Origin of the sequence: Amycolatopsis sp. WAC 01375, from assembly GCF_003947325.1 — a bacterium.
In the GTDB taxonomy this organism is placed as follows: Bacteria; Actinomycetota; Actinomycetes; order Mycobacteriales; family Pseudonocardiaceae; genus Amycolatopsis.
This window is the reverse complement of record NZ_QHHW01000051.1, coordinates 1-24,167: the sequence shown is the minus strand read 5'-3', so window position 1 is coordinate 24,167 and position 24,167 is coordinate 1. Positions and strand designations below refer to the sequence as shown.

The 24,167-nt window shown below is 69.3% G+C and carries 24 protein-coding genes and 1 pseudogene; 15 read left to right on the top strand and 10 right to left on the bottom strand.

The window, feature by feature from the left end:
• Positions 1 to 98: 98 nt before the first annotated feature.
• The 6 genes and pseudogenes from DL991_RS32995 to DL991_RS32970 all read left to right on the top strand — a co-directional run.
• Positions 99 to 524: pseudogene (locus DL991_RS32995) on the top strand (aldehyde dehydrogenase family protein); the annotation flags it as partial.
• Positions 524 to 1,579 carry an aromatic acid exporter family protein gene (locus DL991_RS32990; protein ID WP_125788267.1) on the top strand — a complete coding sequence of 352 codons (1,056 nt, stop codon included), beginning with the start codon at positions 524 to 526 and terminating at the stop codon, positions 1,577 to 1,579. The pseudogene DL991_RS32995 and the gene DL991_RS32990, both read left to right, overlap by 1 nt.
• Positions 1,580 to 1,607: 28 nt before the next feature.
• Positions 1,608 to 2,654 (top strand): NAD-dependent epimerase/dehydratase family protein, encoded by a 1,047-nt coding sequence (locus DL991_RS32985; RefSeq protein WP_125788266.1) that lies wholly within the window; start codon positions 1,608 to 1,610, stop codon positions 2,652 to 2,654.
• On the top strand, positions 2,651 to 3,460 hold the full coding sequence (locus tag DL991_RS32980) for a nucleotidyltransferase family protein (protein ID WP_125788265.1): 810 nt from the start codon (positions 2,651 to 2,653) through the stop codon (positions 3,458 to 3,460). The genes DL991_RS32985 and DL991_RS32980 overlap by 4 nt, the downstream gene beginning before the upstream one ends.
• Positions 3,457 to 4,194 (top strand): metallophosphoesterase, encoded by a 738-nt coding sequence (locus DL991_RS32975; protein WP_125788264.1) that lies wholly within the window; start codon positions 3,457 to 3,459, stop codon positions 4,192 to 4,194. The genes DL991_RS32980 and DL991_RS32975 overlap by 4 nt, the downstream gene beginning before the upstream one ends.
• Positions 4,191 to 4,862, top strand: coding sequence for a PhoU domain-containing protein (locus DL991_RS32970; protein WP_125788263.1), 672 nt, complete (start codon positions 4,191 to 4,193; stop codon positions 4,860 to 4,862). Before DL991_RS32975 ends, DL991_RS32970 begins: the two co-directional genes overlap by 4 nt.
• 439 nt (positions 4,863 to 5,301) lie before the next feature.
• Here the strand turns inward: DL991_RS32970 and DL991_RS43840 are convergent, their stop codons facing one another.
• Entirely contained in the window at positions 5,302 to 5,427 is a 126-nt protein-coding gene (locus tag DL991_RS43840) for a hypothetical protein (protein WP_255431337.1), read from the bottom strand.
• Positions 5,428 to 5,564: 137 nt separating this feature from the next.
• On the opposite strand from DL991_RS43840, the gene DL991_RS32960 reads away from it, so the two are divergent.
• Both DL991_RS32960 and DL991_RS32955 read left to right on the top strand, forming a co-directional pair.
• Positions 5,565 to 6,254 (top strand): HemK2/MTQ2 family protein methyltransferase, encoded by a 690-nt coding sequence (locus DL991_RS32960; RefSeq protein ID WP_125788262.1) that lies wholly within the window; start codon positions 5,565 to 5,567, stop codon positions 6,252 to 6,254.
• Positions 6,238 to 6,453 (top strand): CDGSH iron-sulfur domain-containing protein, encoded by a 216-nt coding sequence (locus DL991_RS32955; RefSeq protein ID WP_125788261.1) that lies wholly within the window; start codon positions 6,238 to 6,240, stop codon positions 6,451 to 6,453. Before DL991_RS32960 ends, DL991_RS32955 begins: the two co-directional genes overlap by 17 nt.
• Here the strand turns inward: DL991_RS32955 and DL991_RS32950 are convergent.
• Genes DL991_RS32950 through DL991_RS32940 form a run of 3 tightly spaced genes read right to left on the bottom strand, consistent with a single transcriptional unit; the run spans position 6,421 to position 10,061 of the window.
• Positions 6,421 to 7,431, bottom strand: a complete 1,011-nt coding sequence (locus DL991_RS32950; protein ID WP_125788260.1) for an iron-containing redox enzyme family protein — start codon at positions 7,429 to 7,431, stop codon at positions 6,421 to 6,423. The two genes, DL991_RS32955 and DL991_RS32950, sit on opposite strands and share 33 nt — an antisense overlap.
• 18 nt (positions 7,432 to 7,449) lie before the next feature.
• Positions 7,450 to 8,547, bottom strand: a complete 1,098-nt coding sequence (locus DL991_RS32945) for a glutamate--cysteine ligase (RefSeq protein WP_125788259.1) — start codon at positions 8,545 to 8,547, stop codon at positions 7,450 to 7,452.
• Complete coding sequence (locus DL991_RS32940; RefSeq protein ID WP_125788258.1) at positions 8,547 to 10,061, bottom strand: FAD-dependent oxidoreductase; 1,515 nt, start codon at positions 10,059 to 10,061, stop codon at positions 8,547 to 8,549. The genes DL991_RS32945 and DL991_RS32940 overlap by 1 nt, the downstream gene beginning before the upstream one ends.
• A 74-nt stretch (positions 10,062 to 10,135) precedes the next feature.
• Between DL991_RS32940 and DL991_RS32935 the strand changes: the two genes are divergently transcribed.
• From DL991_RS32935 to DL991_RS32920, 4 genes are read left to right on the top strand one after another with little or no spacing between them, the layout of a single operon-like run.
• The gene (locus tag DL991_RS32935; RefSeq protein WP_125788257.1) at positions 10,136 to 11,449 is read left to right on the top strand and encodes an acetyl-CoA carboxylase biotin carboxylase subunit family protein; all 1,314 of its coding nucleotides are present in this window, start codon (positions 10,136 to 10,138) and stop codon (positions 11,447 to 11,449) included.
• A gap of 3 nt (positions 11,450 to 11,452) precedes the next feature.
• Positions 11,453 to 13,477 (top strand): CocE/NonD family hydrolase, encoded by a 2,025-nt coding sequence (locus tag DL991_RS32930; protein ID WP_125788256.1) that lies wholly within the window; start codon positions 11,453 to 11,455, stop codon positions 13,475 to 13,477.
• Positions 13,464 to 14,390, top strand: a complete 927-nt coding sequence (locus DL991_RS32925; protein WP_125788255.1) for an alpha/beta hydrolase — start codon at positions 13,464 to 13,466, stop codon at positions 14,388 to 14,390. Before DL991_RS32930 ends, DL991_RS32925 begins: the two co-directional genes overlap by 14 nt.
• 51 nt (positions 14,391 to 14,441) lie before the next feature.
• A complete protein-coding gene (locus DL991_RS32920) occupies positions 14,442 to 14,987 on the top strand; it encodes a DUF6098 family protein (protein ID WP_233599142.1) in 546 nt (181 codons plus the stop codon).
• Between the two features lie 263 nt (positions 14,988 to 15,250).
• On the opposite strand, the gene DL991_RS32915 is transcribed toward DL991_RS32920, so the two are convergent.
• Positions 15,251 to 16,333, bottom strand: a complete 1,083-nt coding sequence (locus tag DL991_RS32915) for a glutamate--cysteine ligase (RefSeq protein WP_125788254.1) — start codon at positions 16,331 to 16,333, stop codon at positions 15,251 to 15,253.
• 72 nt (positions 16,334 to 16,405) lie between these two features.
• Between DL991_RS32915 and DL991_RS32910 the strand changes: the two genes are divergently transcribed.
• Positions 16,406 to 16,765 (top strand): hypothetical protein, encoded by a 360-nt coding sequence (locus DL991_RS32910; RefSeq protein ID WP_125788253.1) that lies wholly within the window; start codon positions 16,406 to 16,408, stop codon positions 16,763 to 16,765.
• A 10-nt stretch (positions 16,766 to 16,775) separates the two neighbouring features.
• On the opposite strand, the gene DL991_RS32905 is transcribed toward DL991_RS32910, so the two are convergent.
• The gene (locus DL991_RS32905) at positions 16,776 to 17,711 is read right to left on the bottom strand and encodes a universal stress protein (protein ID WP_125788252.1); all 936 of its coding nucleotides are present in this window, start codon (positions 17,709 to 17,711) and stop codon (positions 16,776 to 16,778) included.
• 97 nt (positions 17,712 to 17,808) lie between these two features.
• On the opposite strand from DL991_RS32905, the gene DL991_RS32900 reads away from it, so the two are divergent.
• A complete protein-coding gene (locus DL991_RS32900; RefSeq protein WP_233599141.1) occupies positions 17,809 to 18,201 on the top strand; it encodes an STAS domain-containing protein in 393 nt (130 codons plus the stop codon).
• Between the two features lie 17 nt (positions 18,202 to 18,218).
• Here the strand turns inward: DL991_RS32900 and DL991_RS32895 are convergent, their stop codons facing one another.
• The 4 genes from DL991_RS32895 to DL991_RS42755 all read right to left on the bottom strand — a co-directional run bounded on the left by DL991_RS32895 (position 18,219) and on the right by DL991_RS42755 (position 22,590).
• Entirely contained in the window at positions 18,219 to 19,463 is a 1,245-nt protein-coding gene (locus DL991_RS32895; protein WP_125788251.1) for a CdaR family transcriptional regulator, read from the bottom strand.
• Positions 19,464 to 19,485: 22 nt separating this feature from the next.
• Positions 19,486 to 19,833 carry an STAS domain-containing protein gene (locus DL991_RS32890; RefSeq protein WP_125788250.1) on the bottom strand — a complete coding sequence of 116 codons (348 nt, stop codon included), beginning with the start codon at positions 19,831 to 19,833 and terminating at the stop codon, positions 19,486 to 19,488.
• A 223-nt stretch (positions 19,834 to 20,056) separates the two neighbouring features.
• Positions 20,057 to 22,243 (bottom strand): tetratricopeptide repeat protein, encoded by a 2,187-nt coding sequence (locus DL991_RS32885; RefSeq protein ID WP_125788249.1) that lies wholly within the window; start codon positions 22,241 to 22,243, stop codon positions 20,057 to 20,059.
• Positions 22,244 to 22,431: 188 nt separating this feature from the next.
• The gene (locus DL991_RS42755) at positions 22,432 to 22,590 is read right to left on the bottom strand and encodes a hypothetical protein (protein WP_158632604.1); all 159 of its coding nucleotides are present in this window, start codon (positions 22,588 to 22,590) and stop codon (positions 22,432 to 22,434) included.
• A 260-nt stretch (positions 22,591 to 22,850) separates the two neighbouring features.
• On the opposite strand from DL991_RS42755, the gene DL991_RS32880 reads away from it, so the two are divergent.
• Positions 22,851 to 23,852 carry a hypothetical protein gene (locus DL991_RS32880; RefSeq protein WP_233599140.1) on the top strand — a complete coding sequence of 334 codons (1,002 nt, stop codon included), beginning with the start codon at positions 22,851 to 22,853 and terminating at the stop codon, positions 23,850 to 23,852.
• Positions 23,853 to 24,167: the final 315 nt, after the last annotated feature.

The following is a 24,167-nucleotide window of genomic DNA, read 5'->3' as shown; positions in this document are numbered from 1 at the left end:
TGACGACGGTGGACCGACCTGTCGTACTGGAGATCCGCGACCCCGCGCTGCAAACCGTGCAGGGTAAAGCGAGCGTCGGCGCGGAACTGGCGGCCCACACGGAGGCGATCGCGCAGGGCGCCGATCCGCTGGTGGGCGGTGTGCTCCCGGACGGCCCCGGTGCCTTCTACCCGGCGACCGTCCTCGCGGGATGCACCCCGGGTATGCGGGTCCTCACCGAGGAGACCTTCGGCCCGGCCGCACCGGTGACGGTGGCCGCGGACTTCGAGCAGGCACTCGAACAGGCCGCCGCCGGCGACTACGGTCTCGCGGCCACGGTGCTCACCCGCTCGATGGCGCACGCGCAGCGGGCTTGGCGCGAACTCCCGGTCGGCACCGTGAAGATCGACAACGTGTTCGGCGGCGCGCCCGGCGGGGCCGCCCAGCCACGAGGAGCCAGCGGCAGCGGCTACGGCTATGGGCCGGAACTGCTCGACGAGATGACCCAGACCAAAGTCGTCCACCTGGCGCCACGGGGGTCGTGATGGACCTCCGGAGCCGTTGGGCGGCGCCGTTCGCTTGGGCCGCCCGCGCTTTCCGGGTTCCGGGGGAAGAACGACGGAGTCTCATCCAGACCACGAAAGCCGCCGCGGCCGCGATGATCGCGTGGATCATCGCGACGGCGGTGCTGCGGCTGCCCCAGCCCTTTCTGGCGCCGTATGCGGCGGTGTTCCTGGTGCAGGCCACCGTCTACCGCTCGTTGCGCGGCTGGGCGCAGCAGGTCGGCGCGGTGAGCGTGGGGGTGCTGCTCGCGGCGGGCGCCGGACAGCTCATTCCCTCGGTGACGGTGGCGCTCGGGCTGGTCATCTTCATCGGCTTGCTGATCGGCACCTGGCGGGGTTTCGGCGATTCGGGGGTTTGGGTCGGGATCACCGGCATGCTGCTGATCTCCTACGGCAACGCGACCGAACCCGTCCTGCTGGCCGACAGGCTGCTGGAAACCGCGCTGGGCGCGGCGATCGGCGCGGTGCTGAACGCGGTGATCCTGCCCCCGTTGCACGGCGAGCGCCTGCGGGCGGCCGCCTCCCGGCTGGCTTCGGCGATCGCCGACGTCCTCGAGGAAACCGCGGCACTGGTCCGCGACGGCGAGCCACCCGAAGCGACCGAAGCCCTGCACGACCGCGTGCGCGACGTCCGCAGCCTGGTCGCGGAGGCGGAGGACGCGATCGGCTGGACCAGGGAAGGCCGGTACCTGAACCTCCGCGGGCGGCGTGAACCGGGGGAGGAGTCCTTGTCGAACCTCATCTCCCTGTGGCAGCCGCTCGCCCAGTTGATCGACGCGGTGAGCGAAGCCGCCCGCCGCGAGCGGCCGTTCCGGCATCCCGGCGAATACGCGCGCGGGGTGGTCGGCGATCTGCTCGAAGCCCTCGCCGAAGTGGCCCGTTCGGGTGACACGGACGAACTCGATCGATGCCGCGAGCTGCTCGACGAGATCGACCAGCTGCTCCTCACGCCGACGGACGAGGTCACCACTTCGATCGGACTGGGGGCGATGGCGCTGCCCGCCCGCCGTCTCGTCCAGCGTCTTCGCGCCGATTAAGCCGGGGCGACGGCGGGTAACCGTACCCATGACCAGCAGCGGTAAGCGGATCGTGGTCACCGGCGCCACCGGCAACGTCGGGACGGCGGTGGTCCGCGCACTGGGCGCGGACCCCGAGGTCGGCTCGATCGTCGGCGTGGCGAGGCGCCCGAGCCGCTGGGAGAGCCCGAAGACCGAGTTCGTCACCGCCGACGTCACGCGTGACGACCTTCGCGCTGTGTTCGACGGAGCCGACGCGGTGATCCACCTGGCCTGGCTCTTCCAGCCGACGCACCGGCCCGAGGTCACCTGGCGCTCCAACGTGCTGGGGTCGATCCGGGTCTTCGAAGCCGTCCAGGCGATGCGGGTGCCGGCGCTGGTGTACGCGTCGTCGATCGGCGCGTACTCGCCGAGGGACGACGACCACCCGGTGACCGAGGACTGGCCGACCCACGGATCGCCGAGTGCGGCGTACACGCGGGAAAAGGCTTATGTGGAAAGGGTTCTCGAGGCATTCGACCGGAGTCATCCGTGGCTGCGGGTGCGCCCGGGGTTCCTCTTCCAGAAGGCCGCCGCACCCGAACAGCGCCGCCTTTTCGCCGGGCCGTTCGTACCCGGCGAACTCGTGCGGCCGTCGCTGATCCCGGTGCTCCCGGACATCCCGCAGCTGCGGATCCAGACCGCGCACACCGACGACGTGGCCGACGCGTACCGTCGCTGCGCGCTCCAGGACGTCAAAGGCGCCTTCAACATCGCCGCCGATCCGGTGCTGGACACCCGTGCGCTCGCGCGGATCTTCGGCGCCAAGCCGGTGAAGGTCCCGGCGATCTTCGTCCGGCGCGCGCTCGCCGCGGCCTGGTCGCTGCACCTGATCCCGGCCACGCCGGGACTTTTCGACGCCGTCCTGCACCTTCCGGTGATGGACTGCACACGCGCCAGGGAAGAACTGGGCTGGACGCCGCGATACTCCTCGGAGGAGGCGATCGAAGCGTTCCTCAAGGGGCTGCGGGAAGGCGAAGGATTCCCGACCGAACCGCTGAAAGCCGACGTCGGGAGGGGCCACGAACTGGCCACCGGAGTGGGGGAGCGGCCGTGAACGAGAAGGAACTGCTGCACACGCTGACCAAGGTTGTGTCCACTTTGGACAGGACGTCGGTGCGGTTCGCCGTCGCGGGCGGACTCGCCGTGTACGCGCGGGGCGGACCGCCGTCGGATCACGACGTCGACCTCTTCCTCAAACACGAAGACATCCCCGAAGCGACGAAAGCCCTGGAAGCTGCGGGGCTGAGACGGGTGCGCCCGCCGGAGGACTGGCTCACCAAGGTCTACGACGGCGACTGTCTCGTCGACCTGATCTTCCGGCCAAACCACCGCCCGGTCACCGACGAGATGCTCGACCGCGCTTCGCTGATGCGGGTCGGGCCGACCGCCGCTCCCGTGCTCAACGGGACCGATCTGCTCGTCGACAAGGCCCTCGTCCTCAGCCCGCACCGATGCGATTTCGGGCCGCTGCTGCGGATCGCCCGCGACCTCCGTGAACAGGTCGACTGGCACCGGGTGGCGGAAGAGACCTCCGAATCCCCGTACGCGTGGTCGTTCCTGACCCTGCTCGCGGCACTGTCCATCATCGACGGAAAGGAGCTCCCGATGCCCGCGGAAGCACCCCAGTACCTGGTCGCCAGGCTGACCAAGGCACTGGCCGAAGATCCGAGGACCGCCGAACTCGGCGTGCACGTCACCGTGCGCGGCGACCAGGTCCGGCTCAGCGGCGAGGTCGCCTGCGCCAACCGCAAGGCCGACATCGAGGCGGTCGTCTGCGAACACATCGCGGCCGAACTGGTGCACAACGACGTCCGGCTGGCCGACATCCGCGAACCGGCGCACGCCGAGGAGATCCGGTGATCCGGGTCGCCGCGGTCGGGGACGTCCACCTCGGGGAGGACAACCGAGGCCTGCTGCGGCCGGCACTGGACAACATCGCCGAACACGCCGACGTGCTGCTGCTCGCGGGTGACCTCACCCGGCACGGCAGCATCGAGGAGGCCAGGGTGGTCGCCGACGAGTTCGCCGGACTCGACGTCCCCGTGGTGTCGGTGCTCGGCAACCACGACTACCACTCGGACGCGGCCGAGGCGGTCAGCGGACTGCTGGAGGAAAGCGGGATCACCGTCCTCGAAGGCTCGGCCACCACGGTCGAACTGGAAGGCGGGAAGCTCGGCGTCGCCGGGGTGAAGGGTTTCGGCGGCGGGTTCGCGGGCAAATGCGCGAGCCGGTTCGGTGAACGCGAGATGAAGGACTTCGTCGAGCACACCATGGCGGCCGCCAAGCGGCTGCGCACCGCGCTGGAAGGGCTCGAACACGAGCAACCCGACGTGATCGTCGCGCTGACGCACTACTCGCCGATCCCGGGCACACTGCACGGCGAACCGCCGGAGATCCACCCGTTTTTGGGGTCGTATCTGCTGTGCGAGCCGATCGACGACGCGCAGGTGGCGCTCGCGGTCCACGGGCACGCGCACTACGGCAGCGAGCAGGGGGTCAGCCCGGGCGGGGTCCCGGTGCGCAACGTCGCCCAGCCGGTGATCCGCGCGGCGTATGCGACGTACGTCCTCGAACCCGCGAAGGTGCCGGCATGAGGGAGCGATTCCACGGTCAGCTGAGCGGCCTCGGCGACCGCCTGTCGGGTATGTGCTGCATGGCGTGCGAGGAACTGCGGCTGGCCAACCGGGTCTTCCTCGACCGGGACGCCGAGGCCGCCGCCGAGCTGGGGACGGTCGAGGCGAAGTTGAACGCGGCGCGGACCGAATGCGAAGAGGCCGCGCAGAAACTGCTCGCCCTGCAGGCGCCCGTCGCGCGGGACCTGCGGACCGTCCTCGCGGCGGTGTACTGCGCCGACCGGCTGGAGCGGATGGGCGACCTTGCCCGGCACATCGCCGAACAGGCCGCGCGAGCGCCCGAATTCGCCGTCCCCGACGCACTCGCCGGACGCTTCGGCGAGATGGCCGGGCTGGTCGTTTCGATGGCGGAAGACCTCGGTGTGGCGATCGAAGGACCGACGGCGGAGGTGTTCCCTTCGCTGGCCCGGTCCGATCAGCGCGTCGACGCGCTGTACGAGGAGCTGATGACGATGGTGACCGCGCCGGACTGGGCCGACGGTGTCGCGCCCGCGATCTCGGTGGCGCTGCTGGCGCGGTTCTACGAGCGGTTCGCGGACCAGGTCGTGTCCGTGGCGCGGCGGGTGGACTTCGCGCTCACCGGGGAACTGCCCGAATCTTCCGTGCGGGACGTTCCTGCCGGGCTCTGAGGTCGCTGGCGCGTTTTGCGCGCGATTTGCCGGCTGGAGCGGCGGGTGCCACCGGAGGCTGTTGCGAAAGCCACTCACGACCCCACGCGGGCAACCCGATGCGGATGCCCGAGAGCGAGCCGTCCGAAACACCGGTGATCGCGCGGCGGATCTTCCGCACCACGGCCGCCCGCCGGCGCGCGTTGGCTTCATGGCGTCGCGGAGGATGCCGAAGTCGACGCCCGCGTGTTCGGCGGTCCGCAGCAGCGCGGCGATGTCCTTGGGGCAGGTACGAGGTGGACCAGCGCGATGACCAGTACCACCGCTCGCAGTGGGGAGCCTGCCGCACGTCGGTTCATCGGGAACGCCTCCGTTGCGCCGCCAAGTCCGTCGGATACCCCGAGAAGACGTCGTGAAACGCCCCCGGCCAGTGGGAGCCGGAGGCGATTCCGCCGTGTGATCAACCCGATTGCGGGTCGGTGTCGTCGTGGGGGTCACCGGAGGACGTGCCTTGTTCCCCGCGGACCTCTTCGCGGTCTTTCTCGTCCTGTTTGTCTTCACTCCCGGACTTGTGCTGGGCGTCCATGGCGCTTCTCCTTCGGTCGCTTTCCTTGTGGCTACCCCTTTCGCGCCGTTTCAACCCCTTGAGCGCCAGACCTTTGTGGACGTTTGGCGCCACCTGGACGGGGTAGTCCTCGGCAACGACGGTGAACCGGAGGGGACATGACCGCGATCTCCAGCGCAGCGATTCCACTTGTCCGGACGCGGCCGTGGCTGCTGCGGCCACCGGGCGTCTATCGCCCGCAAGACGACACCTGGCTACTGGCGCACGCGTTGAGCACGTCCGGAATGCCCACCGGAGCAAGAGTTCTCGACCTCTGCACCGGAACAGGGGCGCTCGCGCTGACGGCCGCGGCGCACGGCGCGGGGTCCGTGACCGCCGTGGACATCTCCCGGCGGGCGCTGGCCGCGGTCTGGCTCAACTCGCGGTTGCGCCGTCTTCCGGTCCAGCCCCTGCGAGGTGGCCTGGCCGAGGCGGCCCGTGGAGGCCCGTTCGACGTCGTGCTGACGAACCCGCCCTACGTGCCGTCCCCGGTGCGGGCGGTCGGGGCCGCGCGGGCATGGGACGCCGGACCGGACGGCCGGATCGTGCTCGACCAGGTCTGCGCACAGGCGTCGTCCCTGGTGGCGCCCGGCGGGTACCTGATGATGGTCCACTCCGCGGTCGCGGGACCGGACAAGTCGTTGGATCAGTTACAGGCGGCGGGATTGACGCCCGAGGTGGTCGCCACCCGATCGATCCCGTTCGGGCCGGTGATGCGGGCGCGGGCGGCCTTCCTCGAAGCGGCGGGCCTGATCGTGGCCGAGCAGCGGCACGAAGAACTGGTGGTGATCCGTGCCGACCGGCCGTAGGACCAAGGTCCGGCTCGATCCCGGCGGGCCCCTCCTGGTGGAGGGGCCGGTCGAGATCGTCATGGAGGACGGCGAGACGGTGACTTCGGACCGCTTCCTGGTCGCGCTCTGCGCCTGCCGCCGCAGCAAGCGTTACCCGTTCTGCGACACCAGCCACCGCCGCCGCTCACGGCAAGGGGTGCAGCGGCCTCAGGAGTGACGTTTCCCCGGCTGACCAGGTGCCAAGCAGGTGCTCGGTCAGCCGGTTCTCCAGCAGGTCGGTGGCCTGGATACCCAGCGCGATGTCCGCCGCCAGTTCCGGCTCCCGGTCGAGCAGATCCCCGACGACGTCGTGCCGCAGCACTTGTTCGTGCACCGCGTCGGCCTCGATGTGCTCGGTGTAGAAGTACCGGCACTCCCCGGGCGCGCCGAGACGCTCCAGCGCCTGGTCCATGCGCCGGGCGGCGGGCGCGGTGGTGATCTCGGCGGCGGCGAAATGCCCGACGAGCGCGCCACGCAGGCTCCGGTGCAAACCGAACAGCGACATCATGTTCACCGTCGCGAGCGGCTCGGCCGGGACGTGGTCGAGGTAGGCGAGGTAGCCGCCGGACAGGCCCGCCGCGGTCAGCAGATCCGCGAACAGGCGGGAATGCGCCTGGTCGGCCCGGCCGCCCCCGAACTCGTCGAACTCCACGGCGACCAGCGCCGCCTTGGCCTTCCCCCGCAGCCGCGGGATCACCCAGGCGTGGGGGTCGGCCTCTTTGAGGTGATAGATCGACCGATGGGCGAAGTACTCCTCGACGTGCCGCCATTCGCCCTCGTCACGCAGGAAGTGCGAAACACCGCCACCCTCGACCGGCTCGATCAGCAGGTCGTCGAGCAGGCCGTGGACGTCGTCCCCGCCGGGCACGGTGGCGCGGATGCCGTCGAGGAACGCGTGCTCAAGAACGGACCGGAAGGCGAGCAGGCGGTAGTCCCATTCCCATTCGGAGTCGACGCCGTCGAAGCCTTGGTAGTGCAGCTCGTAGCAGACATGCAGCGCCAGCTGCAGGTCCTCGCCGAACGGATCGGCGTCGGTCGCCGCATCGAGGTCGAAGTCGTCACGGCGTCCGCCTGCCAGGGTGTCCACCACGGCGGCCGAGAGCGGGCCGCGGATCTCGGGCAGCCTCGCGGCCACCTCACGGTCGATCGTCGTCATGCCAGGGGAGTACCCGATCTAGCCGTGCGGAACCGTCTCTTCGGTCAGCATCCGCAACACCGCGACCTCCCCGTCGGCGGCGGCCCGGCGCTGCCGTTCGGCGCCGGTGCCCTCCCGGTCCAGCCGGCCGAGGAGGGTGCGCACGAGACCCAGGTCATCGGTGTCCTCCAGCGCCTGCTCGGTACGCGTGAGCAGCGCGGCGACCCGGTCGCCCACCGGAACCGGCTTGCCGGCCACCGGATCGACGGCCGGCCCGGAAAGGCCGTGACGCGCGGCCGACCACACCGCGGCGGCGGCGATCTGCGGATCCAGCGGGATCGCCTCCGTCCCGTGGTCCAAGTCGGCGAGCGCGGTGCGCACGAGCGCACGCGTCAGCAGCCCCTGCAAGACGGCTTCGTCCACAGTCGACGCGGTGTCGGCGACGCGGACTTCGACGGTCGGCCAGCGCGTGGACGGCCTCGCGAGCCAGAAGGTCTGGTTCTCGTCCACCAGCACCCCGCAGTCCACCAGCTTTCCGACCTGCTCCTCGTATCCGGCGGCGTCCGCGAAGTACGGGGCGATGCCGGAGCCGGGGAAACGGCTCTGCTCCACCATCCGCCAGCTCTCGTATCCGGTGTCGCGGCCCCCTTCGAACGGCGAATTGCCCGACAACGCCAGCAACGTGGGCAGCCATTCACCCAGATGGTTAACGACGGCGACCGCGGTCTCGCGGTCCGGCACGCCGATGTGCACGTGGCAACCGCAAGCCTCGTACGCCTTGACCACCCCGGCGTACAGCGCGTCGACCTTGCCGAAACGGTCGCCGGCGCCGTACTCGCGGTCGGGCGAGCGACGCGGGGGAGTGCCGGAGGCGATGATCGCGCAGTCCTCGCCCGCCGCCGCTTCGGCGAGCGTGCGACGCCCCGCTGCCAGGTGTTCGTACAGCTCGTCGGCGGTTTCGCAGACGCCGGTGGCGGCCTCGATCTGCGTCGGCCGCAGTTCCCGGTGGACCGCCGCGCCGTCCGGCAGCGGGCAGCAGACCCGGTGCCGTTCGAGCACGGCCTCCGCCCGGGGACAGCTCACCCCGGTCCTGGGGTCGACCAGCAGGAATTCCTCTTCGACACCGATGCCGGTCATCACCGCTCCCGCTTCTTCGGCAGTGCGCGCACGGCCGGACCTTGGATCACCGACCCGTCCAGACCGAACCGCGAACCGTGACAAGGGCAGTCCCACGTCTTCTCCGCGTTGTTGAACGCGACGAGGCAGCCCAGATGGGTGCAGTGGGCGCCGACGGCGTGCAATTCACCGCCCGGGTCGCGGTATCCGGCGACAAGTTCTCCTCCATCGCGGGTCACCTTGGCCTCGCCGGGCAGGAGTTCGTTCAGGGAGGCGGGTTTGCGCAACGCGCTGAGGTGGTCGCCCACCAGGAACTTCGCCACCGTGGCGTTGTTCTCCACCGTCGAGATCGCGGACCGGAGGTCGAAGCGGTTGGGGTCGTACAGGCTCGCCGACGGATTGTCGCGGCCGGTCAGCAGATCCGCGAGCAGCAACCCGGCCGCGGTGCCGCCCGTCATCCCCCACTGGCCGAAGCCGGTGGCGACCCACAGGTGACGGCTCGCCGGATGGTAGCGCCCGACGTACGGAACGGAGTCCAAAGTGGACAGATCATGGGCCGACCACCGATGGGTGACCCGGCGTACGGCCGCGTGTTCGCCCGCCCAGCTCGCCAACCGTTCGTAGCGGCTCTCGACGTCGACGGAGTCGCCGACGCGGTAGTGCTCGCCGCCCGCGATCGCGTACGGAACACCGTCTTTGAGGTAACTCCGCACGGAATGGTGGGTATCGGCGTCCAGGTACATCCCTTCCGGCGGGCGGTTGCCCTCGACCGGCCCTGCGACCACGAGGTCGCGGACCGGGTCGAGCCGGGCGAAGAACAGGCCACGGTCGAAAACGGGGTAGTGGGTCGCCACCACGACCTCGCCCGCCCGCACCTCGCCGGAACTGGTGCGCACCTTCACCCCGCCGAGTTCGTCGACGCCTTCCGCGCGAACGCCTTCGACGATCGTCCCGCCCGCACGTTCGATCTCGACGGCGAGGGCGAGCAGCCAGCGGCGCGGGTGGAAGTGCGCCTGCGACGCGAACTTCACCGCGCCGAGGGCAGGAACGTCGAGGTCGACTTCGGTGACGTAGGAAGCGGGAAGCCCGGCCTCGGCCGCGGCTTCCGCCTCTCGTTCGAGGCTTTCGACCGTTCCGGGATGGGTCGTGTAGACGAAACTGTCGGCGCGCGTGAACCCGCAGTCGATGCCGAGTTCGGCGGTGGCCGCGGCTATCCAGTCCAGCGCGGCCGCCTGCGTGTAGGCGTACGTCGCGGCGGCTTCGGTGCCTTTGGTCTTCGCCAGCGTGGCGTACTTCAGCCCGTGCTGGGTGCTGACCTTCGCCGTGGTGTGGCCGGAGACCCCCGCCGCGAGGCGACCGGCCTCCAGTACCAGCACCGAGCGCCCGGCCCTCGCCAGCCGGTAGGCCGTGGTGAGGCCGGCGATCCCGCCGCCGAGCACGGCGACGTCGACCTCGGCGGGCAGCGGCGTCCCGGTGCGGTCGGGAGCGGGAGCGGTGTCGAGCCACAGTGAACGCGTTCCAGGCAACTCCGTCATGGCGCCCGGATTCCCGCGTGGCCACGTGGGCAAACCAGGGTTTTCCGGATCGTCGGAGCGGGTAGCACTGGCCTATGACCACATCCTCCAGTCCCCCAGAGGAAAACAACACAGAGGAAAAGAACATCTTCGTCATCGGTCTCGACGACAGCAACGAAGAGGTGCTGAGACGAATCCCCGGCGCTGGGCGGTATCGCTTCCACGGGCTGCTGTCGCCGGACGAACTCCAGCACGGGCAGATCCCGATCGTCGAACTCGTGGAGAAGGCGGTGTCGCAACTGGACGCCTTCGACGGATCGATCGACGCGATCGTCAGCTATTGGGACTTCCCGTCTTCGACGATGGTGGCCATGCTGTGCGAGAAGTACGGCCTCCCCGGTGTCTCGCTCGAGGCGGTGCTCAAGTGCGAGGACAAGTACTGGAGCCGCCTCGAACAGGCGAAGGTGATCGACGAGGTGCCGTCGTTCGGCGTCGTCGACCTGGACCAGGACGACCCTCGGCCGCCGGAGGGTGTCGACTACCCCATGTGGCTCAAACCGGTGAAGTCGTTCTCCTCGGAGCTGGCCTTCCACGTCGCCGACGACGACGAGTTCGAGAAGGCCGTCGCCGAGATCCGGGCGGGTGTCGACAGGATCGGCAAGCCCTTCGACCGCATCCTCGGCATGGTCGACCTCCCCGCCGAGGTGGCCGACGTCGGCGGGTCCGCGTGCCTTGCCGAGGGCGAACTCAGCGGCGTGCAGGCGGCGACGGAAGGGTATGTCTACAAAGGACAGGTCACCGTCTACGGTGTCCTCGACTCGATCAACTACCCCGACACCCCTTCTTTCCTGCGGCATCAGTACCCGTCGCAGTTGCCCGAGGACGCCGTCGAGCGGATGAAGGAGATCTCCGTCCGCGTGATGGAGCAGATCGGCTTCGACAACGCCACTTTCAGCATCGAGTTCTTCTGTCACCCCGAATCCGGGCAGGCCTGCCTGCTGGAGATCAACCCGCGGCATTCGCAGTCCCACGCGGAACTGTTCGAGTACGTCGACGGGGTGGCGAACCACCAGATCATGGTGCAGCTTGGCCTAGGCCAGGATCCCGGACGGCGCCGGAACCAGGGTGACTACCGGATCGCGGGCAAGTGGTACCACCGCCGCTTCCGTGACGCGCTGGTCACCAGGGTGCCCACCCGCGGCGAGATCGCGGACCTGGAGGCGGATATCCCCGGGGTGAAGATCGAACCGGTGGCCGAGAAGGGAATCCGGCTCTCGGAACTGCCCGAACAGGACAGTTACAGCTACGAACTCGCGCATATCTTCGTCGCGGCGCAGACCGGACGGGAGATGGAGAGCAAGTACCGCCGGTGCGTCGAGGCGCTGCGGTTCGACTTCGAGGAGGGATAGCCCATGCGGACGGTGGCCTCGCTGCCGTACGAGATCACGGAGGAGGACCACGTCTGGATCCCGGTCTCCGACGGCGTCCGGCTGTCGGCGCGGATCTGGCGGCCGGTCGCTTCGGACGGCGAACCGGTCCCGGCGATCCTGGAGTACATCCCGTACCGGCACCGCGACCTGACCTCGGTCCGGGACTCCGTGCACCACCCGTACCTCGCGGGGCACGGCTACGCCTGCGTCCGCGTCGACATCCGCGGTTCGGGGGAGTCGGAGGGCGTGCTGGCCGACGAGTACCTCGAACGGGAGCAACTCGACGCCGAGGACGTCCTGGAATGGATCGCCGCGCAGCCCTGGTGTTCGGGCCGCACGGGGATGATGGGCATCTCCTGGGGCGGATTCGCCGCCCTCCAGGTGGCGGCACGTAAACCGCCGAGCCTGACCGCGATCGCGATCTCGTCGTTCACCGACGACCGGTACTCCGACGACATGCACTACATGGGCGGCTGCCTGCTCTCGGACAACGTCGCCGAGGCCTCCACGATGTTCGCCTACGCGACGTTGCCGCCCGACCCCGCGCTGGCGGGTGAGCGGTGGCGGGACCTGTGGCACGAACGGCTGGAGAACTGCGGACTCTGGGCAGGCGAATGGCTGGGACACCAGCGCCGGGACGACTACTGGCGGCACGCGTCGGTCTGCGAGAACTACAGCGACGTCCAGGTACCCGTCCTCGCCTCCAGCGGCTGGGCGGACGGGTACTCGAACGCGGTCTCCCGGCTGCTGGCCAATCTCGACGTGCCGAGGCTCGGCCTGATCGGGCCGTGGTCGCACAAGTATCCGCACCTCGGCCGCCCCGGGCCCGCCATCGGCTATCTGCAGGAGCTGGTCCGCTGGTGGGACCACTGGCTGAAGGACGTCGAGAACGGCGTCATGGACGGGCCGATGCTCCAGACCTGGATGCAGGACAGCGTGCCACCGTCGACCTCGTACGAGGACCGCCCCGGCCGGTGGGTGGGGGAGCCGTCCTGGCCTTCGCCGCACGTCCACCCGTCCGAGCATCGGCTCGCCCGGCACCGGATCGCCCGTCCGGGCGAGGACGTCCCGGCGGAGAACCTGTCGGTGGAGTCGCCGCTTTCGGTCGGTCAGTTCGCCGGTAAGTGGGCCTCCTACAGCGCTCCGCCCGATCTGCCGTACGACCAGCGGGAGGAGGACGGCGGCTCGCTCGTCTTCGAAACCGACGAGCTCACCGAGCCGTGCGAGATCCTCGGTTCGCCGGTGGCGGACCTGGAGGTCTCGGCGGACAAGCCGGTCGCGCAGGTCGCCGTCCGGCTGTCCGACGTCGCGCCGGACGGCAGGGCCACGCGAGTGACCTATGGGCTGCTGAACCTGACCCACCGGGACGGGCACGAAGATCCGGAGCCCTTGGAGCCGGGCAAGCGGTATCGGGTGCGCGTCGAGCTCAATGCCGTCGCGCAGGCCTTCCCCGCCGGGCACCGGATCCGGTTGTCGATCTCGTCGTCGTACTGGCCGCTGGCGTGGCCACCGCCGGAACCGGCGATGGTGACCGTCCACACCGGACAGAGCACGCTCACGCTTCCGGTGCGGCCGATAGCGGAGGCGGACGAGGTCCCGGCGCGGCCGTTCGGCGAACCCGAGGGCGCGGAACCGCTGCCCGCGACCCAGGTCGAACCCGGCGAACAGCGCTGGACCGTCTCCCGTGACCTGATCGACTACCGGTCCGCGCTCGACATCGTGAAGAACGAGGGCAAGGTCCGGTTCGACGACATCGATCTCGACGTCACCAGGAACGTGTTCGAGCGGTACTCGTGGGTGGCCGACGACTTCTGTTCCCCGGTGGCGGAGACCTCGTGGTCGATGTCGTTCGCCCGCGGCGACTGGGAAGCCCGGTCCGAGACCCGCACCCGGGTGTCCTGCACTCCCACCGAATTCGTGATCGACGCACAGCTCGACGCATACGAAGGGGAGCGAAGGACGTTCTCCCGCAACTGGCATCGGACGGTTCCCCGTGATCAGGTCTAAGACGAGTCTCGCCGCGAAGTCGCTGCTCGCGTGGCTGCGCCTCACCAACCGGAAACGCACCTACGCCGAGCTCGACCGCTTCCGCCGGAGCATCGAAAGCAGCCAGGCGAAGGGTGACAGGGGGCCGATCCGCGCGATCTGGCGCCGGTTCGACGTCACGTGGTCCGAAGTGGACGGACGACCCTGTTACACGATCCGCCCGGCGGGCGGCGGGGGCGACGGCAACCACGTGCTGTACTTCCACGGCGGCGCCTACGTGCACCAGATCCAGCACGACCACTGGCGCTTCTTCGGACGGCTGATCGACCGCACCGGCTGCTCGGTCACCGTGCCGATCTACCCGCTCGCCCCGGTGCACCAGTGCCCGGAGACCACCGCGTTCGTCCGCCGCGCCTACGACGAGTTCGCCGCGGGTGCCGCCCCGGAGGACCAGATCGTGATGGGGGATTCCGCCGGTGCCGGGATCGCACTGGCGCTCACCAAGGCGTTGCGGGACGAAGGCAGGCCGATGCCCAAGGAGACCGTCCTGTTGTCGCCGTGGCTGGACCTGACACTGTCCCATCCGGCGCAACCGGCGCTGGACGAGCGCGACCCCTATCTCGCGCTCACCGGACTGAACGAGGCGGCCCGGCTCTACAGTGGACAGTTGTCGCGCACGGATCCCAGGCTCAGCCCGTTGTCCGGCGATCTTTCCGGGCTCGGGGCCTTGACCGTCTACATCGGGACCAAGGACGTGCTCCTCTCCGACGCCCGGCGGCTGCACACCCTGTGCACCGAACAAGGGGTGCCGCTGAGCTATCACGAGTACGAGGGCATGATCCACGCGTGGATGCTGGCCTCGATCCCGGAAGCGAGGCTCGCGCTGGAGGAGATCGCGCATCTCGTGGATCGATCACTGGTGAAATCGGTGTAGCTCCCTCGTGAGCGGGTAACCGAAACGCAACGGCCGGTGCAGCGAGGTTGTATGTCCACTGGCCGTGAGGTGGACCGGCGTGGGCAGCCCCGGCGGAGCAGGGCCGCCGGCGCGCCGGTCACCGAGTCCATCCTTCGCACAGGAGCGTTCGATGCGGCAGTTGGAATCCCTGGGGAACTCGCCGCGCTGGTCCGGCGACGGAAAAGCCTGTACGTGCGCTGGGCGCCGTCTCCCGAACGTCGCCCCGGCACGAGCCGGGACGAACTCACCGGCACGGAACTGCCGGGCCTCTCGGTGAACCCCCTCGATCCCGAACCGTGGTGGCGGGACCAGCCGCTCGAACTCTGGCCGGCCAGACGGCTTTACGACTACTGCCACCTCAGGCACGACCGGCCCCGCGAGACCAAACCGTGGGTGCTGGCGGGCCGGGTGGTCGGTTCGGGACCGGACAACGAGCCACTGCCGACCGACCCCGAACCCGTCGGGCGGATCTCCACCGCCGTCCTCGACGAGGCTCGCGGCCTGTTTCGCGAGCGAGCGCGGAACGACGCCGACTGCGGCCCGCTACGCCGGCCGTCAGAACTCGGCCAAACCTGACCGCCGCTTGCCGTCCGCCTGATCACGCGAGTTCCGCCTTCAATCACGCGAGTGACGCGAACCCGCCCCCTGTCGAGGGGTAGGCAAAGGTCGCGGGTCGCGGTGAGCGGTCCCTCGTGGCCGTTGGGCGACACACTTCGACCATGGGGTTCAGCGAGGGGCCCCTCGTCGCCACACCCTGCCCCCGGACGTTGCGAAAGCCACGTTCGCAACGTTGAAGGTTGCGAAAGTGGCTTTCGCAACCTGCCACCTTGCCTTACCCCTCAACCCGGCCGGACGGCCAACAGGTCCACGACGTCTTCCGCGCGTTGACGCTTCTCGAACCGCGCCCGTTGCCGGTCGGCCCCGCTGCCTTCGGCGAACAGCTTGGCGAGGCCGTCGCGGACGAAGTCGAGGTCCCCGGTCTCCTCGAGCGCGCCGGCGGCGAAGGTGACGACGTCGTCGAGCACTTCGCTCGCCGGGGCGAGGTCGCCGGTCCGGAAATGCGGGCAGCGACCCGAAAGCCCTTCCCGCGACGCACGCCAGATCTGGGCCCGCAAGACTTCGTTGGACAAATCCACGGGGTGCTCCTCCGTGCCGAGCACCGTGCCGACCAGACCGCGGATCAGCACCCCGAGCAGCACCGCTTCGCCGGGAGTGACCGCGACGTCGGCGAACCGGAACTCCACGGTCGGCTGCTTCTCGGAAAGCCTTACGTCCCAATAGACCATCGCGCGATCGAGGATGGCGCCCGCGCGGAGCCAGGCGTCGACGATGCTTTCGTAGTGGTCCAGTGAGGTGAACAGCGGCGGCGAACCGGCCGAAGGCCAGCGGTTCCACTGCTGGTAACGCCAGCTGGCGTACCCGGTGTCGTAGCCGTCGCAGATCGCGGAATTGGCGGTCACGGTCAGCAACACGGGCAGGAAGGGCCGGACGCGGTTGATCACCCGGATCCCGGTTTCCCGGTCGGGGATGGCGATGTGGACATGACAGCCGCAGGTGTGCGACGTCCGCGCGGTCGCCCCGAAATGTTCGGACATCCGTTCGTAGCGCGGATTCGGTGTGATGGCGGGCAACTCCGTTTCCGCCAGTGGTGCGCTGCCGCTTGGCAGCAGACGGCAACCCCGCCGGGCGGCGCCTTCGGCCAGTTCCGCGCGCATCGCCGTCAGCTGCCGCTCGGCTTCAGCGTGTGTCTTGCAGACGTCGGTGGCCGATTCGGCCTGGGAGCGGGTGAGCTCCTGCTGGAGTTCGCCTTGATCCTCCTCCGCGGCGTCCACGACGGCGTCCCCCGCCGGGGAAAGGTGGCCGTCCCGGCCCACCACGAAGAACTCTTCCTCGACCCCGAAGGTGAGTACGTTGTCGTTCACAACCGCTGATACCCCCGGCCCTCTCGGCACAAACTTTGTTTTCGCAGGTCGTGGACGGGGTATTTCAGGGCAATGAACCCGAAGTCGGCGGAGCCGCCGTATCTGCTGGCCGCACAGGCCGGCACAGTCGTGCGCCACCTGTACAGCCGGCTGCGGACCGAGGAACAGGCCTCGCCTGGTGACCTCTGCCGCACCATCGGCGCGTTGCAGCAGCTCGCCGACGACCTCGCCAACGTCTTGCCCGGCTTGCAGGCACAACTCGAACAGAGCCTCCTGTCCGGTCAGGTCGGCGCGACCGACTCGGCGGAGGAGGCCTGGGCCAAGGTCGCCGACGTCGGCTACGCGCTCGCCCAGGCTCGCACGGGCGGTCTGCTGATGGCCGCGGAACTACGCGCTTCGCGGCGGACTCTCGGAGAACTCGCTTCCTCGTGACGTGCCGCGCTCAGCCCACCGGCTGAGCGCGGACCACCGCCACCGGGCAATGGGCGTGGTGCAGCGCGTCGTCGCTGATCGAACCCAGCAGCAGCCGCCGGAGATCGCCGTGATCGCTCCGGCCGAGCACCAGCAGCGCGGCCTCACTGGACTGCACGGTCAACGCCTGCGCCGCGGGTCCCACCCCGTGCACCAGCTCCACGGGGACCTCCGGATAGCGCTCGCGCCACGGCTCGAGCTGCCGGGCGACGAGCTCGTCGGCCACCTCCTGAGGGATACCGGGCGCCGGATCCAGTACCGGTCCGCCGAGCAGAGGCTCGCTCGCGGGGCCCCAAAGCGGCATGCGCGCGACGTGGACCGCGTGCACGGTGAGCCTGTGACGCGAGGCGAAGTCGAACGCGAAGCCCGCCGCCTGTGCGCTGTGCTCCGAGCCGTCGGTCCCGAGGATCACCGGCCCGCCCGGAGGCGGCTCGTCCCCGCGCACGACCACGACAGGACGTCCGGCGGTCTTGGTCACCTCGGATTCCGTCGAGCCGAGGACGGCCCTGGTGAACAACCCGGAGTGGGATTCGCCCAGCACGATCATCGCCGCGTCCGCCTCGTCGGCGACCGAGGTCAGGACCTGCTCCGGAGTGCCGCCGCGGACGACCGTGCGGACGTCGAGATCGGGCTCGGAGCGCTTCAGGGCCTCCGCCATCGAAGCGAGCTGCCGTCGAGCGGGCTCGACGGCAGCTTCGTCGGCGGCTTGCGGAACGGCTTCGTTCAGCGGCGTCGCGACAGGATCCGAGCCGGGCGGGGGAAGACGGTCGTGGGTGCAGTAGGCGAGAACGAGGCCGAGGCCGCGCGTTTTCGCCTCGGCGACCGCCCAGCGGACGGCGCGGCGTGCCTCCGGCGATCCGTCGAAACCGGTCACCACCGGCCCTGTGCCGGTCTGTGCAGCGGACATGGGACATCACCTCCGACGTGGGCGGTGATACCCGCTTTCGGCGGTCTTCAAGCGGCCGGACGGTTTCATCGCACCGGTCGGCTGGGTACTTCCACACATGACTTCTCTGTCGACGCCCCGCGCGCTTGACAAGAAGCGCGCCTTTTCAACGTCCTCCGGGCTGCGGGCACTCGAAGAACCGCGAGGGCGCCTCCACCTGCACGTGAGCAGGCCGACCAGGGAAACCGCGGTCGTCAAAGCGAACGGCGAGGTCGACCTCGCTACCGCGCCGAGGCTGTGGGAGATGCTGGACCAGCGGCTCCACGGCAGCGGCACCAGGTTGATCCTCAACCTGTCCGAAGTCGAGTTCTTCGGCGTGCCGGGCGTCCGGGTGCTCGAACGCGCGCAGCTGCTCGCCGAGGACACCGGCACGCAGCTCTTCGTCTTCCCCGGTGAATGCCGGTCCGCCCGACGGCTGCTCGACCTTTGTGACGGTCTCCGAGTCTTGTAGGCACCTTTCGTGACGCGTCACAAGGGGCCCGTGGCCGAGCGGGCCGCGAGGGCCGCCTGCAGCAGGGCGACGTGTTCGAGCCGGGTGGGGTCCAGCCCGGTGAGATCGGCGATCCGGCGCAGCCGGTAGTCGACGGTGTTGGGATGGACGTGCAGGGCGGCGGCGGTCTGCCGGCGTCCTCCGCGGCGAAGGAAGGTCTCCAAGGTGTGGACGAGTTCCTCGTTGCCGTCCAGCGGTGCCAGCCGGGTGGCCAGCCGGTCGAGCGCCGGGCCGGGGCGCGAAAGCTGGTATTCGAGCAGGACGTCGTCGAGCCGGTACAAGCCGGGTGGACGCCCGGATCCGGTGGCGACCGCGAGTACTTCCTGCGCGAGCCTCGCCGCCGCGGGCACCCCGGACGGCTCGGCCGCGGCGGTGCCGGCGGTGACTTCCGCGCCCGCCGTGCGGGCGACGTCGGCAAGGACCCGCTCCAGCCGCGTCCAGTCGCGTGTGGACAGTTCCCCGGCAGGGGTTTCGTGCGGTAGCAAGGCGATGCCGCCTTCGGGGGTGAGCGAGGTCAGCACCGTGCCTCGGACCTGGCGCTCCAGCTCGACCCGGAGCCGCCGCAGTTTCCGGCGTCCGGCGACCAGCGGGTCGACCCCGGTGGTCGCCTCGTCCGGATGCGCCCCGACCGACGCCGCGAGCACGATGTAACACGGTGGCAGGCGCAGACCGGCCTGGCCTGCCGCGACTTCCGCCGGTTCGCCGTCGAGCAGGGCGGAGAGCACCGCGTGCCGCGCCGAACGCTCGTCGTCGAACATCGTCTGGCGCTCGTCGAGATACCCCGCGCCGACCGCGGGAGTGACCACTTCCAGATAACGCAGGGTGAGCGCGTTGACCGCGAGGACGTCGGCGACCTCGTTCGGCCGCGCGTCCGGCGTCAGCGATGCCCAGACCACCTCGATGCCGATGTGGTACGCGGTGAGCACGATGTCGATCGGGATGCCCTCCTCCGCGCGCCGGGCCGCCGATTCGCGGAGGAAGTCGAGCTCCTCCCTCGTCGGCGTGGACCCGGTGCGCAGAGTGTCGATGAACGAACGCAGGTTCTGCTCGATCACGTGCGTGATGTCGCCACTGAGTTCCTCGGCGGGCAACAGGCCGTACTCGGGGACGCGGGAGACGATCTCGGCGAGGACCGTCTTCGCGAGCGACGGCAGGACCTCGGTCAGCCGTTCCGCCAGTGGACGCCCGCCGATGCGGAACCCTGGATCCTTGTCACCCGTCACAACCGCCCATCATGACAGCTGGTCAGCGAGTGAGCGCGTCCCGTGCCGAATCGAGGGTCGGGTGCACGGTGAAGACGGCGTCGAGGCCGAGCAGCGACATCGGGCGCAGCAAAGCTCGCTCCCGAGTGACGATGACGAACGGGACGCCCGCCTCTTCGGCCTTCGCGCGGACCTGCACGAGAGCGGTGAAACCGGACGAATCACAGAAGCTCACCGTGGACAGGTCCGCGATCAGCGCCGCCGGAGTGAACAGGAGCTCCTCTTCCATCGCCCGTCGCAGATCGGCGGAGACGGCAAGATCGATTTCACCCGACACGGTGATGACCGTGTCGGTACCGGACGCGGTGACCGAGATGTCGAGAGGGGACACGAATCTCCGTGCTGACCGAGGCGGATCGGATGCGGGAGCGCGGTAGTCGGTCAAGTGGACTCCTTGCCGGTATGGGGGCCGGCTCCTGCCCCGGAGGGCATGCCGGACCCGGAAGAAAGGACCCGGCGGCTGGTGTCTGAACCGCGACAGGGGTCAACCGTAGCAGCCTTGCGGGTCGACCCGCCGGATGAGCGGCGTCCGGACTCGTCGCCGGTATCCCGGCTCAGGCCGTCGCGCCTCCGCGCGCACGGCTTTCACCGACCATGACCTCGTCGAGATCGGGATGGACCTCGTCGGCTCGATTCCACAGGTCGGCCGCCAGCTCGGTGGAGCCTTCAGCAGCCGCGACGTTCCCGAGGCCGACGTAGGCGCGCGCGGTTTCGTACCGGCTTCCGCAGGCTTCGGCGCGGTCCGCGGCCGCGCGATAGGCTGAGGCGGCCTGGTCGTGACGCTCCGTGTGAAACCAAGCCCAGCCCATGCAGTTGAGGGCCATCGCGGCGTCGAGGTCCAGCCCCAGTTCGTCGAAGACGGCCAACGTTTCGGCGGCGAGCGTGGCGGCTTCGACCGGCTGCCCGAGCGCCGTCAGGACCAAGGCGATCCCGCGGTCGGTGATCGCGGCGTTGCGGCGATTGCCGTCACGGACGTAGGCAGCGTGCGCCTGCCGGAGATCTCGCAGCGCGTCGTCATGGTTGCCCCGATAGTGCTCGGCCCAGCCGCTGTGCGCGAGTGTCGTGGTTTCCCCGTGACCGTCACCGATCTGCCGGAACAGCGCGAGCGCTTCGCCGTAGCATGCCGATGCTTCGTCCAGATCGCCGCGATCGACGTGCGCGACCCCGAGATTGGCCGTGGTGGTGGCGAGCGCCCACCTGTCGCCGACGGCCTCGGCGGACGCGCGCGCCCACCGATGGGTTTCCAGCCAGGGATCCCAGAGTTTGGCCACGAAGAAGTAGTCGCGCAGGAAGAAGGCGAGCTGCCAGCACCGGTCGTACTCACCGCGTTCATGCGCCGTCCTGCACAGGGCGACCAGCCCGGGCCATTCGGCGCGGAACCAGGACATCGCCATCTCGCCGTCGTCCAGCCGTGCCGGTTCCGGGATCCCCGGGTCGAAGACGATCTCCGGGACGAAGCGGTGCGGGGTGAGTTCCTTATCGGCCTGAGCCGCGGTTCGCACCGCGAAGGCGGCCAGCCTTCCGAATGCTTTCATTCCGTCCTCCGCGTCGGTCAGTACGAATTCGGTCGCGAACGCGCGCAGCAGGTCATGGAATCCGTAGCGGTCGGATTCCGGTTGGGTGAGCAGATGGGCTTCGTGCAAACGGTCCAGCAGCCGATCGGTCTCCCGGAACGAAAGCGCGCTCAGCGCACTCGCGGTATGGATGTCGACGTCGGTCCCGGGGTGGACGGTGAGTAGCCCGAAGAGCCTCGCTTCGGCGGCGCTCAGCTGCTTGACGGACAGCCGGAACGCGACGGCGAGCGAGCGTTCGCCGTCGTCGAGCTCGCCGAGACGAGCTGTTTCGTCGGCCAACCGCCGCTCCAGTTCCGCGACGTCCCAAGACGGGTGAGCGCGAAGCCTCGCCGCGGCGATCCGGATCGCGAGGGGGAGCCGGGCGCATCGTTGGACCACCCGGGTGACGGCGGCGCTGGAGGGAACACCGGTGACCGTGGTGAAGAGGCCGGCCGCCGCATCGAGCGGGAGCATGTCCAAGGAGATGTGCGCGGCGTCGTCGAGCGCGCTGAGCCGGGACCTGCTCGTGATCAGCACCCGGCATTTCGGCTCGGCCGGGAGCAGCGGGCGCACTTGAGCCGCGTTCACCGCGTTGTCGAGTACAAGGAGCACGCTGCGGCCCCGAAGCCGGGACCGATACAGCGCCGCCCGATCGGCAGGATCGGCCGGGATGCGGTCCGCCGGCACGCCGAGGACGCGCAGCAGTCTGTCGTGCACCGCGGCGGACTCGCCGGATTCGTCGCGCAGATCGACGAACAGGCAGCCGTCGGCGAATCCGGACTCCAGCCGGTGCGCGCACCGCACCGCGAGTTCCGTCTTGCCCACGCCGCCCATGCCGGACACGACGCAGACGCCTCCGTCGGCTTCGAGCGCCGTGCGGATCGCCCGCAGTTCGGCGGTTCGCCCCGTGAAGGAGGGCGTCGCCGGCGGTAAGCCGGACGGCCGGACGTCCGGCCGCGTCCTGCGCCGCACGGGTTCACCGGGCAACAGCGGTTTCAGCGCTCCCTCCGCACCGAGTTCGGTCTCGCACAATGCGGCGAGTGCGGGGTTCGGCGCGGAAAGCCCGGTCTCGACCTTGCTGAGGTAGCCCTTGCTGTAGTGGGTGCGAACGGCGAGTTCGGTGAGTGAAAGGCCGGCCGCCTTGCGGCGGCGTCTCAGCTCGGCTCCGAACGTGGCTCTCTCGTTCATCGGCCCCCACCCTCGTCGGAGGATCAGTATGGCCGTGTGGAAGACGTTTCGGCAGCCGCCTCCGGCCGTCGGCCGGATCCGTGGACCCGGCCGGCGGCCGCGTGTGCGTTCCATGGTCGTCGATCGCCCTCAGCCGAAAACGAAGCCGAGCAGGGCCAGGATCAGGCCGATGGTGTGGGTCTGCATGGTCAGTCCACCTCCTTTCCGTGTGTGGCGACCGCCGGCTGGACCGGGTTCGCGGGCGCGGTTCCCTGTGCACCGCCGAGCACCACCCCGACGACGAGCGCGATCACCCACAGCCAGAAAGCCAGCCGTAAGAGCAGTGAAAGCGAGCACATGACCTTCATTCCGACTCCTTGGGTGTGCGCGTCAAGGCAGCACTCGACAGCACGGAAACCGCTGGTTGGAGTGTTATTCGCCGCGAATTTCGGCGACTCACCAAGAATGCGTCGCGGGTCTGGCAGCGACAAGGAGTTTCCTGTTTCCCGTATGGGCGGGAAAGGGAAACCCGAATAACGATCGTCGATACACGACCGCGACCGGCTGGACACGGGCCGCCGGGCTGACGACTATTGACCACCGTGCTCGAACCATTAGGGGAGGACTGGTGACCGTCAGCGCTGTTGATCTCGCCGGCGAATTGAAGCTGCTTCGACGGGGTAGGGGAATCGCGGCACCTCACCTCGCCGAGCGGGCGGGTCCCGCGCTGCGCGCGGTCTGCGGAACGGCCGGGGATGCCGGAAACGCGGCGATCCGGAGCATGCTGAGCGAATGCCTGTCCGAGTGGTCGCGTTCGTTGCCCGAGGATCTGTGCACCGCTGTGCTGGCCGCGCTCGGACTGCACCCGGAGGCGGTGCACCCCTTCTATCAGGAACGGGTGAGCTGGCTGGCCGGGCATCTGCAGCGTGACGACCGGACCGCCCGCCGACGTATCGACGAAGGAATCGATCGGCTCGCCGAGGTCGCCGTGGCGTCCACGAACGAATCCTTCGAAGCGGAAGCGGTCCAGCCCAGTAGGAGGTGGCACACGGAGGAGCTGCGAGTGACGCTGGCGCTCGACCAGCCGGTTCCGGAGGTTTTCGAGTTCCGCCGGATCGTCGCGGACGCCGACGACATCGCCGAGCTGGACCTCGCCCTGACCCTCACCGACTCGGTCTATCGGGGTGAAGCAATCGGCGCCGACGATCTCCGGGTGGACGTGTTCCACGGTGGACGGCTGATCGGCCGGGCGATGGAATCCACTGATCGCGTCGGCTTGGCGTTACACCTGCCCGAACCGCTTCAACGGCAGAGCAAACACGAGATCGCATTGCGGTTCAGAGCGGAATTCAGGCACCCGCATTTCGTCTGCGTCCCCCGTCATCCGGTCGACCTGTTCGATCTGCACGTCCGGTTTCCCCTGCCGATCCCGGCGGAAGTGGTGCGGTTGGAGCGGGTCTTCCAGGACGACGCGAGTGATGAGGCGGCGCGAGGATTCTCTCTGACGCCGGACGCTTCCGGCGAGGTCCATGTCCAGTTCCGGCGCCTGACACCGGGTTTCGCCTATGGAGTGCGATGGAGGGCGCCAGTACCGCTTGGGGAACCTCTCGTGAGCGGTAAGGACGGCTAGCGAGTCAACGCGTGCCGGTGTGCGGGCGGCGGTTTCGCGTGTCCGGCTGGACGACACACGTGTCGTCCGCCGGATCACACGTGCCGTCCGTCCTGACACGCGAAACCGCCGGATCGGTCTTCAGCCACGCCGACGCCGGGCCTCCGGCGTGTAGTGATGCTGTCCATGGCGGCGAACCACTTCGGCTACGCGCTGCCGGAAGAGAAGGGCCTCCCGCACCAGGTCGTCGGCGTAAAGCTCTTATGTCGTGAAGGGCCCCTTTGAGACCTTCATCGTCTCAAAGGGGCCCTTCACGACATCCCCACGGACCGCGAC

What these genes read in the sequence shown, in the direction of transcription:
- DL991_RS32920 (WP_233599142.1), top strand. Translation starts at nt 14,442, where the DNA reads ATGTCCACTGGCCGTGAGGTGGACCGGCGTGGGCAGCCCCGGCGGAGC.
- DL991_RS32970 (WP_125788263.1), top strand. Translation starts at nt 4,191, where the DNA reads ATGAGGGAGCGATTCCACGGTCAGCTGAGCGGCCTCGGCGACCGCCTG.
- DL991_RS32985 (WP_125788266.1), top strand. Translation starts at nt 1,608, where the DNA reads ATGACCAGCAGCGGTAAGCGGATCGTGGTCACCGGCGCCACCGGCAAC.
- DL991_RS32900 (WP_233599141.1), top strand. Translation starts at nt 17,809, where the DNA reads ATGACTTCTCTGTCGACGCCCCGCGCGCTTGACAAGAAGCGCGCCTTT.
- DL991_RS32940 (WP_125788258.1), bottom strand. Translation starts at nt 10,061, where the DNA reads ATGACGGAGTTGCCTGGAACGCGTTCACTGTGGCTCGACACCGCTCCC.
- DL991_RS43840 (WP_255431337.1), bottom strand. Translation starts at nt 5,427, where the DNA reads ATGGACGCCCAGCACAAGTCCGGGAGTGAAGACAAACAGGACGAGAAA.
- DL991_RS32990 (WP_125788267.1), top strand. Translation starts at nt 524, where the DNA reads ATGGACCTCCGGAGCCGTTGGGCGGCGCCGTTCGCTTGGGCCGCCCGC.
- DL991_RS32930 (WP_125788256.1), top strand. Translation starts at nt 11,453, where the DNA reads ATGCGGACGGTGGCCTCGCTGCCGTACGAGATCACGGAGGAGGACCAC.
- DL991_RS32960 (WP_125788262.1), top strand. Translation starts at nt 5,565, where the DNA reads ATGACCGCGATCTCCAGCGCAGCGATTCCACTTGTCCGGACGCGGCCG.
- DL991_RS32935 (WP_125788257.1), top strand. Translation starts at nt 10,136, where the DNA reads ATGACCACATCCTCCAGTCCCCCAGAGGAAAACAACACAGAGGAAAAG.
- DL991_RS32905 (WP_125788252.1), bottom strand. Translation starts at nt 17,711, where the DNA reads ATGTCCGCTGCACAGACCGGCACAGGGCCGGTGGTGACCGGTTTCGAC.
- DL991_RS32885 (WP_125788249.1), bottom strand. Translation starts at nt 22,243, where the DNA reads ATGAACGAGAGAGCCACGTTCGGAGCCGAGCTGAGACGCCGCCGCAAG.
- DL991_RS42755 (WP_158632604.1), bottom strand. Translation starts at nt 22,590, where the DNA reads ATGAAGGTCATGTGCTCGCTTTCACTGCTCTTACGGCTGGCTTTCTGG.
- DL991_RS32950 (WP_125788260.1), bottom strand. Translation starts at nt 7,431, where the DNA reads ATGACGACGATCGACCGTGAGGTGGCCGCGAGGCTGCCCGAGATCCGC.
- DL991_RS32945 (WP_125788259.1), bottom strand. Translation starts at nt 8,547, where the DNA reads ATGACCGGCATCGGTGTCGAAGAGGAATTCCTGCTGGTCGACCCCAGG.
- DL991_RS32910 (WP_125788253.1), top strand. Translation starts at nt 16,406, where the DNA reads ATGAACCCGAAGTCGGCGGAGCCGCCGTATCTGCTGGCCGCACAGGCC.